Origin of the sequence: Sporosarcina sp. FA15 (genome assembly GCF_051550195.1) — a bacterium.
Taxonomy (GTDB): domain Bacteria; phylum Bacillota; class Bacilli; order Bacillales_A; family Planococcaceae; genus Sporosarcina; species Sporosarcina psychrophila.
In genome coordinates this window covers 2,552,407-2,567,268 of sequence record NZ_CP188818.1, presented here as the reverse complement: position 1 = coordinate 2,567,268, position 14,862 = coordinate 2,552,407, and the positions used below count along the sequence as shown (strand labels likewise).

General features: G+C 44.0%; 10 protein-coding genes. 5 read left to right on the top strand and 5 right to left on the bottom strand.

Annotated features, from left to right (window positions below; all coding sequences use genetic code 11):
- The first annotated feature begins 178 nt into the window (after nt 1-178).
- The gene (locus tag ACP8HG_RS12290; RefSeq protein WP_421101467.1) at nt 179-1,180 is read left to right on the top strand and encodes a TAXI family TRAP transporter solute-binding subunit; all 1,002 of its coding nucleotides are present in this window, start codon (nt 179-181) and stop codon (nt 1,178-1,180) included.
- A 41-nt stretch (nt 1,181-1,221) separates the two neighbouring features.
- Nucleotides 1,222-3,174, top strand: coding sequence for a TRAP transporter permease (locus tag ACP8HG_RS12285; protein WP_438296474.1), 1,953 nt, complete (start codon nt 1,222-1,224; stop codon nt 3,172-3,174).
- Nucleotides 3,175-3,629: 455 nt separating this feature from the next.
- Here ACP8HG_RS12285 and ACP8HG_RS12280 read toward each other — a convergent pair whose 3' ends face one another.
- The 3 genes from ACP8HG_RS12280 to ACP8HG_RS12270 form a co-directional block, all read right to left on the bottom strand.
- On the bottom strand, nt 3,630-5,465 hold the full coding sequence (locus tag ACP8HG_RS12280; RefSeq protein ID WP_438296472.1) for a BclA C-terminal domain-containing protein: 1,836 nt from the start codon (nt 5,463-5,465) through the stop codon (nt 3,630-3,632).
- A 238-nt stretch (nt 5,466-5,703) separates the two neighbouring features.
- Nucleotides 5,704-6,303 carry a hypothetical protein gene (locus ACP8HG_RS12275; protein WP_438296470.1) on the bottom strand — a complete coding sequence of 200 codons (600 nt, stop codon included), beginning with the start codon at nt 6,301-6,303 and terminating at the stop codon, nt 5,704-5,706.
- 196 nt (nt 6,304-6,499) lie between these two features.
- Entirely contained in the window at nt 6,500-8,086 is a 1,587-nt protein-coding gene (locus ACP8HG_RS12270) for a SulP family inorganic anion transporter (protein ID WP_438296468.1), read from the bottom strand.
- A gap of 217 nt (nt 8,087-8,303) precedes the next feature.
- On the opposite strand from ACP8HG_RS12270, the gene ACP8HG_RS12265 reads away from it, so the two are divergent.
- The 3 genes from ACP8HG_RS12265 (at nt 8,304) to ACP8HG_RS12255 (ending at nt 12,372) form a co-directional block, all read left to right on the top strand.
- A complete protein-coding gene (locus ACP8HG_RS12265) occupies nt 8,304-9,041 on the top strand; it encodes an SDR family NAD(P)-dependent oxidoreductase (RefSeq protein ID WP_338655441.1) in 738 nt (245 codons plus the stop codon).
- 695 nt (nt 9,042-9,736) lie between these two features.
- Nucleotides 9,737-10,705 carry a BMP family lipoprotein gene (locus tag ACP8HG_RS12260; RefSeq protein WP_438296466.1) on the top strand — a complete coding sequence of 323 codons (969 nt, stop codon included), beginning with the start codon at nt 9,737-9,739 and terminating at the stop codon, nt 10,703-10,705.
- A gap of 17 nt (nt 10,706-10,722) precedes the next feature.
- A complete protein-coding gene (locus tag ACP8HG_RS12255) occupies nt 10,723-12,372 on the top strand; it encodes a methyl-accepting chemotaxis protein (protein WP_438296464.1) in 1,650 nt (549 codons plus the stop codon).
- A 44-nt stretch (nt 12,373-12,416) separates the two neighbouring features.
- On the opposite strand, the gene ACP8HG_RS12250 is transcribed toward ACP8HG_RS12255, so the two are convergent.
- Nucleotides 12,417-14,090 (bottom strand): ABC transporter ATP-binding protein, encoded by a 1,674-nt coding sequence (locus ACP8HG_RS12250; RefSeq protein ID WP_342538912.1) that lies wholly within the window; start codon nt 14,088-14,090, stop codon nt 12,417-12,419.
- Nucleotides 14,087-14,845, bottom strand: a complete 759-nt coding sequence (locus ACP8HG_RS12245) for an energy-coupling factor transporter transmembrane component T family protein (protein WP_438298652.1) — start codon at nt 14,843-14,845, stop codon at nt 14,087-14,089. Before ACP8HG_RS12245 ends, ACP8HG_RS12250 begins: the two co-directional genes overlap by 4 nt.
- Nucleotides 14,846-14,862 lie beyond the last annotated feature (17 nt).

The following is a 14,862-nucleotide window of genomic DNA, read 5'->3' as shown; positions in this document are numbered from 1 at the left end:
GCGATTTATCTGAATTTAAAGATTTGCACTCAAAGTCATATAAACCCATATATGGATTGATGACAATATGAATATTTCAAACGGCTGTTACGTAAAATGAACTTAGCAATCTACGGGTCTAACATCTAATTTGAAAAAGTCCACAAGTTAAATAGAAATTAAACAAGGAGGTTATAAGGTGAGGAAGAAAAAAGTACATGTATTATTTTTCTTGGCTATTGGAATGGTACTAGTCTTATCTGCATGCGGCGGGGGAAGTAAAAATATTGCCATAGGACCAGCGGCGAGTGAAACGAATAATGTGGCGAAGTTGATTCTGCAGGCATATGGGCTTGAAGATGGAGACTATAAGGCATACCAAGAAGGCTTTGGAGATGCAGCGGACGGTGTTCAAGATGGAAATATCGATGTTTCGATTGGTATTCTTGGGCTACCGGCTGCAAGTATTGAAAGCCTCCAAGCATCTGCAGGCGATGTAAAAATGCTTGGACTGTCGGATAAAGCGATTGAACATATTGAAAAGAATTCAGGTTATCGACGACTTACAATCCCAAAAGAAACGTATGATTTTCTTACGGAAGATATTGAAACTGTGACTGCATACGCGATTCTGATGGGGAGCACGGATACGATTGATGAGGAACTAGGATATGAGATTGCGAAAAGTATGATTGAGAATGCTAGCGAAAATACACATGCTCAAGCGCAACAAATGACATTGGAAAATGCACTGCGCGGGGCGGAAGGGCTTTTAATCCATCCGGGAGCGAAAAGATATTACGAAGAACAAGGGCTAACGGTTGAAAATGAAGTTGCGGAACTTACTGCTGATGCAACGAAGCGAAAGAAAGAATTTATACTTGGAACAGGTAGTCAGGGCGGAACATATTATCCTCTTGGTGGCGAGATGGCCAACCTCTGGAACAAATATATCGATGGCATGCATGTAACGAATACGGAAACGGGTGCTTCGGTGGAGAATTTATCCACGATCCGTGATGGACATATGGATCTTGGTATGTCTGTACATGTTCCGGCACTGCAAGCATTGAATGGGGAAGCTGAGTTTGAAGGGCACGAAGTTAAGAATGCGGCTTTCATTGGCCATATCTACCCTGAAGTTATTCAAATTGTCACAAGAGAAAAGACTAAAATCAAAAGTCTTGGTGATTTGAAATGAATTATAGAGCCGCATAATTAAATAGGAAGGGAGTACGCCAATTGAAAGCTACCCAGCAAAATGACGCACAAGAAATCCTAGAGAAGTATGATAAAGAAAATCAGTTTCGCACTCAAATTGGAAAATGGGCATGGGCCGTAACATTTCTTGGCGTTGCACTCACTGTTTTTCATCTATATACGGGCTATTTTGGTACGCTCCCTTCCCAAAAACAAGGGGCGGTACATCTTGGCACTGCTTTAGGGATTATTTATCTGCTCTATCCTGCAAAAAAGGAATGGAGAAATACGCATAAAAAAGTTCCATGGTACGATGTTACGCTAGCTTTTACTGCGATGTATGTGACCTACCATAAAATCATTTTCTTCGATTCGATATTGCAAAGTCGAGTTTCTGGCTATAGTACAATTGACATCATCATTTCCATTCTAGGGATCGCTTTGGTTCTAGAGGCGACAAGGAGGACAGTTGGTTTGCCGATTGTCATTGTAGCAGGTGTGGCTATTATCTATACGCTTGTAGGGAAGTATATCCCGACGCAGATTCTTTCTCATCCTGGATTTTCAATGGATCGGATAACGACAAATCTATGGTACAGAGAGAGTGGCATCTTCGGGACGCCCATACAGATTTCGGCAAAGTTCATTTATCTCTTTCTATTTTTCGGTGTTATTCTTGTTCATACACCAATTGGTAAGTTTTTTAATGACATCGCCTTCGCTTTAACTGGACGATTTACGGGCGGGACTGCCAAGGCTGCGGTTGTGGCAAGTGCGTTGCAAGGGACAGTTTCGGGCAGTTCAGTTGGAAATACAGTCGCCTCGGGATCATTCACGATTCCGATGATGAAAAAAGCTGGTTTCACACCGGAATTTGCAGGGGCCACAGAAGCTGCGGCTTCTACTGGTGGACAGATTATGCCGCCTATGATGGGGGCGGCGGCATTTATAATGATGGAATACTTAGGTGTTTCATACGCCACCATCATGTTAGCGGCAGTTGTTCCAGCGATCCTTTATTTCACGGGTATATTCATAGGAACACATTTCGAAGCGAAGAAATTAAAAATTATTGGATTGCCGAAATCCGAATTGCCTCGATTCAAGGATTTACTTATTAGAGACGGTTATATGCTGATTCCTCTTTTCGTTATTATCGGGACCATCATGTCAGGCTTCACGCCACAACGGGCAGCACTCTTTGGCATTTTATCTGCCTACCTTGTTTCGCTCGTCCGAAAGGATTCTAGGATGAATGTACGGCAAATCGTCAACGTCCTTGAACAGGGGGCAAGGGTTGCTTTGCCGGTTATCGCCGCGGTGGCGACTGCGGGAATAATAGCAGGAGTCGTCAGTATTACAGGACTTGGAGCGAAATTTGCTTCTGGCATTATCGCGTTATCAAGTGGTCACTTGATCCTTGCGCTCTTTTTCACGATGATTGCCTGTATCATACTTGGGATGGGGCTTCCAACAACTGCGAACTATGTTGTAACAGCAACAATTGCTGCACCTGCATTGATTAATGATTTCATGGTGGCTCCACTTGCTGCACATATGTTTGTGTTCTACTTTGGTATTGTTGCCGATATCACGCCGCCTGTTTGCCTAGCCGCCTATGCAGGGGCGGGAATAGCAAAAGCCAATCCGTTTAAAACAGGGGTTACTGCGGTGAAACTGGCGATTGCGGCATTCATCATTCCGTATATATTCATTTACAATCCGATGCTGGTTCTTGTAGATGTGGTCGTATGGAAATTGATTATTGGAGTTCTAGCCGCCGTTTTAGGAATGATTGGCGTAAGTAGTGCTGTCATTGGTTTTTTCATCCGTAACTCCAAAATTTGGGAGCGGCTTGTATTACTCGGTGCTGGGTTAATGTTAATAATTCCTGAATTTTTATCTAGCGGAATTGGACTCGTGTTGATTAGCATCATCTGGTTTATTCAGAGGAAAAGACCTGAGGAAGGGGGGAGTACAAAAGTGCTCGCTTAGTAGTGTGAATCTCAAAAAGAAGGCTACCCATAGCGGGGAGCCTTCTCTTTAGGTGTAGATAAATATGCTTTAGTTCACATGGAAAATGTTTTTCCAATTGTGTCATACAATTCGTGATAGCTTCGGTGAACGGGAAATTACGAGGCAACGCAAAATCATCGCTCCAATAAAACTTGTTAACACATTTTATACACTTTATACAAGGAATCTTACACCTTACTACATGAATACTCTGAAATTAATCTTTAATAGTCATTAAGAGTTATAAATTTTTATTAGCACCTTTGTCATAGAGCTCCTTAGTTGTTTGGGTCTGAAATTGTTTAATTCTTAGTTAGAGCCCTGTGATACCAAGGTAGTTATTATTAAGTTTTGTCAGGCTTTCTATCTTGACAGCTTGAAAACCGCATGACAATTTTATATTGAGTTTGCGATAGTCCCCTATCTTTTCAAAACTAGTTTAATTTTGCAATGACAAGAGACGCGTTTACGTTTGTTTGTGTGCCTCCTGCCAAAGTCTGAAGGGTAACTGCTGCGGCAGAAGAATGATTTCGAAGTGTAAGAACATCACCTGCTGCTACGGCAATTATAGCCTGACCGTCGTTTTGCTGGGTGCCTGCACCTGAACCGTAGACTGTACCCGCAACCGGCGCACCATTTAAAAATAGTGCGAATTGGTTGGGTTCTACACCCGACACGGAGAAAGTAACCAGGTAGTCTCCCGGTGTAGTAAATAAAACTTGTGAGGTTCCGGGGGCATGCGTAATTCCAGCCGTGATTATTCCATTTGTATCAAAAATAACATCAGCTTCTATAGCTACCGTCTGAGCACCTAGATTGTAAATATACCCGTATACGGATAATCCACCGGCTGCGCCAGTAGCGCCAGTAGCGCCAGTCGGCCCGATGTCTCCGGTAGCGCCGGTAGCGCCAGTAGGTCCGATGTCTCCGGTAGCGCCGGTAGCGCCAGTCGGCCCGATGTCTCCGGTAGCGCCGGTAGCCCCAGCAGGTCCGATGTCTCCGGTAGCGCCGGTAGCGCCAGCAGGTCCGATGTCTCCGGTAGCGCCGGTAGCGCCAGCAGGTCCGATGTCTCCGGTAGCGCCGGTAGCGCCAGCAGGTCCGATGTCTCCGGTAGCGCCGGTAGCCCCAGCAGGTCCGATGTCTCCGGTAGCTCCAGTAGCGCCGGTCGGTCCGATGTCTCCGGTAGCGCCGGTAGCCCCGATGTCTCCCGTAGCGCCGGTAGCTCCAGTCGGTCCGATGTCTCCGGTAGCGCCGGTAGCGCCAGTCGGTCCGATGTCTCCAGTAGCGCCAGTCGGTCCGATGTCCCCGGTAGCACCGTTAGCGCCAGTCGGTCCGATGTCTCCGGTAGCACCGTTAGCGCCAGTCGGTCCGATGTCTCCGGTAGCTCCAGTAGCTCCAGTAGCGCCAGTCGGTCCGATGTCCCCGGTAGCACCGATAGCGCCAGTCGGTCCGATGTCTCCGGTAGCTCCAGTAGCTCCAGTAGCGCCAGTCGGTCCGATGTCCCCGGTAGCACCGATAGCGCCAGTCGGTCCGATGTCTCCGGTAGCGCCGGTAGCCCCGATGTCTCCGGTAGCGCCGGTAGCCCCGATGTCTCCGGTAGCGCCGGTAGCCCCGATGTCTCCCGTAGCGCCGGTAGCGCCAGTCGGCCCGATGTCTCCGGTAGCTCCAGTAGCGCCGTTAGCCCCAGTCGGTCCGATGTCTCCGGTAGCGCCAGTAGCGCCGGTCGGTCCAATGTCTCCGGTAGCTCCAGTAGCGCCGGTCGGTCCAATGTCTCCGGTAGCACCGATAGCCCCAGTCGGCCCGATGTCTCCCGTAGCGCCGGTAGCGCCAGTCGGCCCGATGTCTCCGGTAGCACCCGTAGCGCCGGTAGCCCCAGCAGGTCCGATGTCTCCAGTAGCGCCGGTAGCACCGGTCGGTCCGATGTCCCCGGTAGCACCAGTAGCGCCGGTAGCCCCAGCAGGTCCGATGTCTCCGGTAGCCCCGATAGCCCCAGTCGGCCCGATGTCCCCGTTAGCACCCGTAGCGCCGGTAGCCCCAGCAGGTCCGATGTCTCCGGTAGCCCCGATAGCCCCAGTCGGCCCGATGTCCCCGTTAGCACCCGTAGCGCCGGTAGCCCCAGTCGGTCCGATGTCTCCGGTAGCTCCAGTAGCCCCAGTAGCCCCAGTCGGCCCGATGTCACCTTTGCAACATTTTCTACATTTTTTTTGACAAGAGCAACAATCGCTTTTGCATTTATAACATTCATGATTAATGTCGTTGTAAAATTTCATATTTTCACTGCCTTTCACTAACATTCTATTCGAGCTATGAATTTAGGGACGGGCGTCAAACTAAGTGTTTAAAATAGTTTTTAAACAATAAATTTGAATCGGGGAGTATCGCCCGTAATTGTTCAGAAGAAAAGACCTGAAGAGATAATCCCAAAATGCTCGCCGTTTAGAATCAATAAAAAAAGAGCTATAAACCATAATGGTTTTAGCTCTTTTTTCACATTATCCATTTCTATTTTTATTGGCCTCTTAAAATTTCTCCAAATAGAAAATGATCTTTATTATAGCGGATTTTCCCTATTTTCCCTTCTTCCGGACAAGTTGCGAGACCCGTTATCTCTGCTTTCATTTTGTCGCCACCGTCTTTTTGATACGTGACATGAACGGTAAAGTCATAATCCCGCGGTCTACCATCGACTGGTTCCACATTAATCTTGTCGACGGTGATTTGATAGCCGTTGTCGTCAGCCGGTGAATGTAAAGTTAGGAAGAGAACCTTGCCACTATATCCAAAATCAGTTAAATAAGGCCTGAAATTATCCTCCAGGTAAATCTCGAGTTCATTATCTTCTTCTGGAGCTGACACTAGGCCGTTTTGGTCTACAATTGTCATGTTACTTGGGTCGTTCTTCATTCGAATATACTCTTTATCGGGTGCATTAAATTCATGTTCAAGAACAGTTTGAATCGCAACAACATTTTTATCCACGGATTCAGTTTGAGAACAGCCCGTAACCAACGAACTAAGAAGAATAACAAAGAGAATGACTTCAATTTTCCGTCGGACGCTCTTTTTAACAAGGAATGAAGAATAGTTATTAATAAATCTAAGATTCATAATGATACCTCCCCTTTTTAACTTGTTCTTCGACGTTTAGCCAAAAGTTAAATATGAAACTACTACTACTACTACTACTACTACTACTACGACTTCGCATTGATAAAGTTTCGTTAATTGGGAAAATTTGTTTAATTATGTTAAATGATTAAACAAAAAAACATCGCCCAATGCGATGTTTTTGATTTGTGGATAGTTACATGAAAAAATTAGCCTTGCCAATTCGGTTATACAATCCGCTCTTTTTGAACAGGGGCAACTTTTCTTTGGGCAAGCGTTTGATAATAATTTGGATACCCGCTTTATCGGCATCGTCAAGTAGTGCATAGAGCGCTGCTTCACCTGTCGCATCGATAACGGATAGGTGTTCCAAATCGAGAATGATTTTCCTCGCGCCTGTTAGGAAAATTGCAGGATATTTGTCTTCGAATACTTTTGCGGTACCGAAGAAAATAGGGCCGTCCACGGTATATTTTGCTAATGAAGATGTATCGCTATCACTGAACTTAATGATTTCAACATCGGAAAGGCTCGCTTCTTTAATATCTAGTTTACCACTCATTTTACGTAAGAATGACAGGGCAGCAAGCAAAATCCCCACCTGAACGGCAATCGTTAAGTCGATGAAAATCGTCAAAAGGAACGTCGTTAATAAAACCAGTGAGTCCCCCGACCGGATCATTAAAATATGCGTGAATGATTTGCGTGCACTCATATTCCAGGCGACATACATAAGAATCGGCGCCATTGCAGCTAATGGAATGTAAGAGGCATACGGTGCGAAAAGGAGCAAAAAGGCAAGAACGAAAACACTTTGTACGACTCCTGATATTGGGCTGACTGCTCCAGACCGGATATTGGTAGCTGTCCGGGCAATGGCTCCTGTAGCAGGGATACCGCCGAATAATGGCGTAATCATATTGGCGATCCCTTGACCGAACAACTCACGTTTCGAATCATGCTTTTCACCGCTTTTCATACCATCTGCAACAACAGCAGATAACAATGATTCAATTGCACCGAGTGCGGCAATAATAAGGGCGGGCTGCCACAGGTTGACCAATTTCTCCAATGTAATTTGTGGAAAATGAAAATTCGGGAGTGTGTTGGGAATACCACCGAAGGCTGTTCCGATTGTTTCAACTTTACTCGGAAATAGAAAAATCGAAATGAGGGTCGGAATAAGTAGTGCAATAAGCAGTAATGGGACACGCGGCGCTATTTTAGGCAATATGAATAGTACGATGAGCCCGATTAAGGCGGTGACTATGCTGAAGACGTTCACCGTGTGAAACTGATTGACAAGATCAATCATGTTTTCGTGAAAAAACTCTTTTTTTTCTAAGCCGGTAATTCCAAAGAAATTGCCTAGTTGGCCTGTAAAGATAATGACCGCAATCCCCGTAGTAAAGCCTATGGTTACAGATCTTGGGACGAAATGAATTAGATTACTTACACCGAGAAAACTCATAATAACCAAGAAAATACCTGCTAGAAATCCGGCAATAAGAAGATCTTCATAGCCATATTGTAGAACAATTGCGAGCAATATCGGGATGAATGCTCCAGTGGGTCCCGCGATTTGAAAACGAGATCCGCCTAATAATGCAACGATAAGCCCAGCGATAATTGTTGTATAAAGTCCATATTCTGGTTTGACACCTGAAGCAATTGCAAAAGCCATCCCGAGCGGAATGGCTACAATACCAACAGTGATTCCTGCAATCAGATCTTTGCGGAATCCGGCTCCATTGTAATCAAGATATCGGTTATCCTTGAACATTCGATTCACTTCTTTCAGGATCTTAATACAAAAACTTCCTCTTTCTAGTGTATTCCTAAAATGCTGTAGTAACAAGGGTTTGAGATTCGTACAGATGTATTCAATGAAAAGAATGATGTGCAGAATTCAACATACTTACTAAATCAAATAGATTGCAAGTGGATCTAAAAGGGATTATTGTTTAGACGTTAAATTATATTGAAATGGAGTGGTCATAATGGGTAGATTACAAGATAAAGTTGCATTCGTAACAGGTGGCGCGTCAGGTATGGGCGAAATGATGGTCAAAATGTTTACTGCTGAAGGTGCTACTGTAATTGCAGCAGACATTAATGAAGCAGCACTGGAAGAAAAGTGGGGCAACAATGAAAAAGTTATGACTGTTAAATTGAATGTCACTTCCGATGAAGAGTGGAAAGCGGCCGTTGAAAAAGTGGTTGCTAAACTTGGGAAAATCGATATTTTAATTAACAATGCTGGTATTTCTACGGAAAAAGGAATGAATGAAATTACAATTGAAGACTGGCGCAGACTGTCGGATATCAATAGTTTCGGTCCATTCCTTGGTATGAAACATGTACTTCCTTATATGAAAGAAGCAACTAAAGGTTCAATCGTCAATATCTCTTCCTATACAGCACTTATCGGAATGGGATTGAACCCTTATTCTGCATCAAAAGGAGCAGTTCGCGCAATTTCACGAGCAGCTGCAGCGGACTTCGGACAATTTGGTGTACGTGTTAACACCATCTTCCCAGGAATCATTGAAACACCGATGACGAAAGGTCTTGAATCGTCAAAAGATGTAGTTACAGCACTTGTGAGAATGACACCACTTGCCCGTCTTGGAAAACCTGAAGACGTTGCAAACGCGGTTCTTTTCTTGGCATCAGACGAAGCTGCATACATTACAGGTGCAGAACTTGTTATTGATGGCGGATACTCTGCTAGATAACGTCCCTAATGAAGCTTATGTATATAGGAAATAAAACAGACCGTCATGGATTTAATCCGTGACGGTCTGTTTTTCGTTGTAGTAGGAAATTATAAAGTGCTTGGACAATGGAGAAACATCGGATGCTGAAATTCCGCGATTTTGGGGTGGATATATGATCGTGCGCGCGGCGCTTATGCTTGTTTAGCGAGATATATGATCGTTCGTGCGGTGCTTATGCTTGTTTTGCGAGATATATGATTGTTCGTGCTGTGCTTCTGCTTGTTTAGCGAGATATATGATCGTTCGTCCAGTGCTTATGCTTGTTTTGAGAGATATATGATCGTTTGCGCTGTGCTTATGCTTGGTTTGAGAGATATATGATTGTTTGCGCAGCGCTAATGCTTGTTTAGCGAGATATATGATCGTTCGCGCGGAGCTTCTGCTTGTTTAGCGAGATATATGATCGTTCGTGCGGTGCTTATGCTTGGTTTGCGAGATATATGATCGTTCGTGCAGCGCTTCTGCTTGTTTAGCGAGATATATGCTCGTTCGGCGTTTACATACAATAGGTCGCACCACGCTATTGTTCGCTGGTATAGTCTGAAAATATGCAGTTGTAAGACATCAGACGACATTAGCTGTTTTTTATCAACAAATCAAAATTATATCCGATGTAATATAAGGGAAAAGGTAAATGAAAGCGAGTGATAGGGATGAAATTAAAACTACTGATTGTTCTTACGACTACGACAGCTTTACTCATACTTACAGGCTGTGGCCTTGAGGAAAAAAATCCGCTTGATGGAAAAGTGAAAGTGGGTGTTATGCTTTCGGAAAATGGTCTTGGAGATCAGTCATTTTCAGATTTGGCATTCAAGGGTTTGACGAAGGCGCGGGATGAAGAGGATATTGTTGTCGAATACTTGGAACTTGCGGAAACAGGGACTTATGAAAAAGGATTTAGAGAACTTGTGGAAAGTGGTAATGATTTAGTGTTTGCGCTAGGGTTCACCGGTCAGCAGGAGTTGGAAAAGGTGGCTCTGGACTTTCCGGATCAAAAATTTGTTCTCGTTGATGCGGTTTCGGAAGCTGCGAATATCACATCGATTACATTTAAGGAAGACGAAGGAAGTATGCTTGCTGGAATTGTAGCGGCAACTGTTTCAAATTCACAGGTAATCGGTTTTATAGGTGGTATGGAGGTCCCAGTTATTCAACGGTTCGAGCAAGGGTTCATCCAAGGAGCAAAGTCGGTTAACCCTGATATTGTTATTCTCAATGAATATGCCAATAACTTTGATGACGATGGCTTAGGAGCAGAGATTGCTTCGAAGATGATTGACGACAAGGCGGATGTTCTTTACTCTGCTGCTGGTTTCACAGGAGTGGGCATGCTGAAAGAAGCTGAAAAAAGGGGTATTTACGCAATCGGTGTAGATAGTGATCAATACTTTTATGCAGAACAGGCCGTCATTACATCCATGATGAAAAATATTGATAGTGCGTTGTTTGATATCATCCTTTCCTATAAGGAGTCGGGAGCAATCCAATCCGGTCATGTCGAACTGGGGCTGGCGGAAAACGGAGTAGGTCTTGCTCCATTTCGAGTGCTAGAACTGACGGACGTTGAACAAGGTAAGTTAGATGCGCTCATTGAACAAGCCGCATCAGAACTGAAATGATAGGAGGGAAAGTTGAAATGACAATAAAGAAAAAAATAGTGATCAATTCACTTTTCATGCTTGGCCTATCAATTCTGATGATCGCGATTATTATTGTCAGAATGCTGGCGATTCAAAATACGAGTAATGATTACTTGAACGTGCTGTTAGCTGTTCATGACGTAAATGCAGAAACCAAAGCGTCAATGCAGAGTTTGAATACACTTGCTTATAACATGACGGACGCCAATAAAGACAATGTTCGTCAACAACTGGAGTCGACCGCTGAAAAATTCTCCGTTGCGGAAAGTCTTGTTAACGAGAAAGAGCCGCGGGCAATTCTTTTGAAGGCGCAAGAGAAATTTCATTTATTGAAAGAGCAAGCACTTACAGCTGTTGAGGAAAATAACTCCGCGGAAATCAATCGACAATCGCTTCGGAACGTGGGGATTGTCAATGATATTTATATGGTAGATCTCTATACATCCGCACACTATGATTATTTACAAGAAGCACTCATCGCTAAAATTAAAGGCATCATTACATTCGCAATAATAGGTAGCGTATTTGTCATAATGGGGACAATGGTAATCATTATCCGACTGGCAAACGCAATTACAAATCCACTTAAGAAGCTGGCGATGAACGCCGAAGAAATTGCAGCGGGCAATTTGGTCGTCGAGCCGATTCAGTATGATAAAAAAGATGAACTCGGGCAATTGAATCACTCATTTACATCCATGACCAATCATCTGCGGACATTATTGCAATCCATTGACGGGGCAAGCAAAAAAGTGGATGACTACACAAAAGAGCTAGAGGTAGAAAATCGTTATCTTACAGAAGCGAGCAACCAGGTGACATTATCGACGGAAGAGCTTGCAAAGGGAACCCAAAGTATCTCCGAGGACTTGCAACATTCCGTAGAGCTCATAGAGCAGATGAATGAGGAATTCGAATTTAATGTCGACCGGGCAAGAAATTCGGCTGATTCTGCAGCTATGGCTAACGAGGCAATTGTTGAAGGGCGTCGCGCCATCAATGAACAGCGGGAACTTATCGATAGCAATAATGTAGCATCGGAATCGATTAAAGATGCGACTGAGCAATTTACGCACTATGCAATAAGAATCGAAGATATGGCCAAGGCGGTTTCTAACATTGCTTCGCAGACAAACTTACTTGCGCTAAATGCTGCAATAGAAGCTGCGCGTGCGGGGGAAGCGGGGAAAGGATTTGCAGTAGTTGCATCGGAAGTAAGGAAACTAGCTGATGAATCAACAACCGCAACTGCACAGATATTCGATATGGTTAATCTAATCAAAGGCGGACTTGGCTCAATTTCTGAATCAGTTGGAAAAGGTGTTGAAATTGCCGAAGCGCAAGACGGCAATGTAACCCGAACACTCGATACATTTGCAAACATCGAAAATAGAATGGGGAATATTACGGAAGCGTTGACAGAGCTCGTTACAGGCGTGAATAATTCGAAACAGTTCAATGTTACGGTGCTTGAGAATACCGAAAATATTAGTGCGGTCGTGGAACAAACGGCGGCAGGTAGTGAGGAGATTTCCGCTTCAGCAGAAGAGCAACTAGAGTCTATCGGGAAAGTAGTGGACAAGGTGACAGCACTTCGCGAACTAACCGATGATTTGAACGCAACGATATCAAGATTCCGATTATAAAGTGAAAGACCGCGTGCCTAGTAGTTGGCGACGCGGTCTTTTACTTATTCGTTGATCAATTCATTTTCTTTTAATAAAATCTCATCATAGCCCATCTTATGAGCAAGTTGGGTAATATGGGGCTGTTCAAGACGAGCAGTGTGGAGAATAGCCACTTCTGAAAAAGCAATACGAGTCGGGCCGTCAAATAACAACTGTCCATTACTTACTATAATTGTTCGACCAAATGTTTCAGCGACAAAATCCATATCATGCAAAATACAAAGCACAAGTTTACCTTGCGCATGCAACTCATGGATAATTTCTTTTAGCATCGCCTTACCGCTTGCATCTTGCCCCATTGTCGGTTCATCGAAAATAACGATGTCTGTATCCATTGCAAGAATGGATGCAACAGCAATCATTTTTCGCTCGGCTAGACTTAAATCATATGGATTTTCTTCTGCTTTAGTTAATAGTCCAACGCGGTTAAGCATTTTCTCGGCATTCAAGCGTGCAACTTCAGGCGTTTGTCCAACATTGAGCGGACCGAACATTACTTCATCCAAGACATTATTTTTGAAAATCTGGTCATTTGGATTTTGGAAAATGAGTCCGATAGTGCCCGCAAGTTTTGCCGCGGTCGTGTCTATCGTATTCGTGCCATTTATGATGATTTCGCCAGCATTTGGCTTTAATAAAGCTTTCAATAATTTGACGAAAGTGGTTTTTCCTGCACCGTTTTGTCCAATAATGGCTGTAGGTTCACCACTTAACGTCACGCTAATTCCGCGCAAAATGGGGGTATCCTTGTTATAGCTGAACTGGAGATCTTTTACGGAGATTTCAGGACTAGCCATTTTTGTTGAAGTTGAGGATTCGGTGACTGCCCGTATATCCCCAATAGTAATTCCACTTACAGGCATTTCTTCGAGTGAAATCGGATAGAGGCCAGTCAACTCGTTTTTTAAATGAAGCGCTTTTGCGACTGAAGTATAAACAGGTGGTTCGACTCCGAAAGTCTGTAAATCATCACGTGAAAAGATTTCAGCAGGCGGTCCAGAATCTATCAATTTACCTTCGTGCATGAGAAAAATACGATCGGAATAGGCGGCAAGTTTCTCCATTTTCTGCTCAACCATTAGTATCGTCATACCTTCTCTCGACAGTTTTTCAACGATGCGGAAAACTTCCTCAGAACCTTGTGGATCGAGCTGTGATGTCGGTTCGTCAAGTATTAAAATATCCGGTTTCATGGCGATAACACTGGCGATTGCGACACGTTGCATTTGCCCGCCAGATAAGGAGAACGGATTTTTATCCCGTAATGCTTCGATATCGAGGAACTGCATACTTTCTTTAATACGCCTATGCATTTCGTCACGAGGGATGCCCAAGTTTTCGAGTCCGAAGGCGATTTCATCGTAAACCGTGAATTTTGCACCTGTCATTTGTGAAAAAGGATTTTCAAAAACGAGTCCAACTTTCGCTGTAATGTCGCTGATTTCATGTGCAAGCACGTCCATGTCGCCAATGAAAACATCCCCACCATACGCACCTTTGAAGAAATGGGGAACCAGGCCACTGAGTGCATAACATAGCGTCGTTTTTCCAGCGGTATTCATGCCGGCTATACCAATGAATTCTCCCTTTTTAACTGTGAATGAAATATCGTCAAGCGCGAAAGTATCGGTGTTCGGGTATTTATATTTTAGATTTTCGACGCGGATACTGTTCATAAGGCAACCCTCCAGACGATAGCGGCGATCAATAGGATGACAAGTATAATTTTCAAGATGAGACCGTATTTATAATGAAAGGATTCATTCAAAAATGTTTTTGTTCCTTTGGCATTGAAGCCGCGTATTTCAAGCGCAATAGACCTTTCACGCGTATCGTTTAATGAATTGAGAACAACTGGACCGAGAAGTGGGATAAATGACTTGATACGCGTAAGTAAATTCCCTTCTGTTTCCATTCCACGTGCCCGCTGAGCATCGGTAATTTTACTAGTCATTGCAATCATTTGCGGGATAATCTGTAAAACTGATAGAAAAACGTAGCCGATTTTAGGAGACATTCCCTTATTGATAAGTGATTCGACCAGGTCATCTGGTTTCGTCGTCAAAATGAGAATACCGAACGCACACACCATATTAATGATACGGAGGGTAAGTAGCAGTGCGAATGCGAATCCTTCCTTATAAATAGGAAGAGATCCAATTTCAAAAAGAAGTGTAGCACGGTCGGGATGGAAGAAACCTTGAACAATGATGATAGAAATAATCAACAGTAGGCTGACACCAATAACCGGCAAAATGTACGTGAATACTTTGCCTGCAAGTAGTAGAAGAAGCGTAAATGACAAGACACAGATGACGAATAAATGAGTCGGGAGGATATATGTCAATGCGATTGATATGAAGACGAATAAGAGCTTAGTAAGCGGATCGATGTTGTGGATGAACGAATCCTTATCTACATACAGTGTCATGTTTTTCACGGGAATCC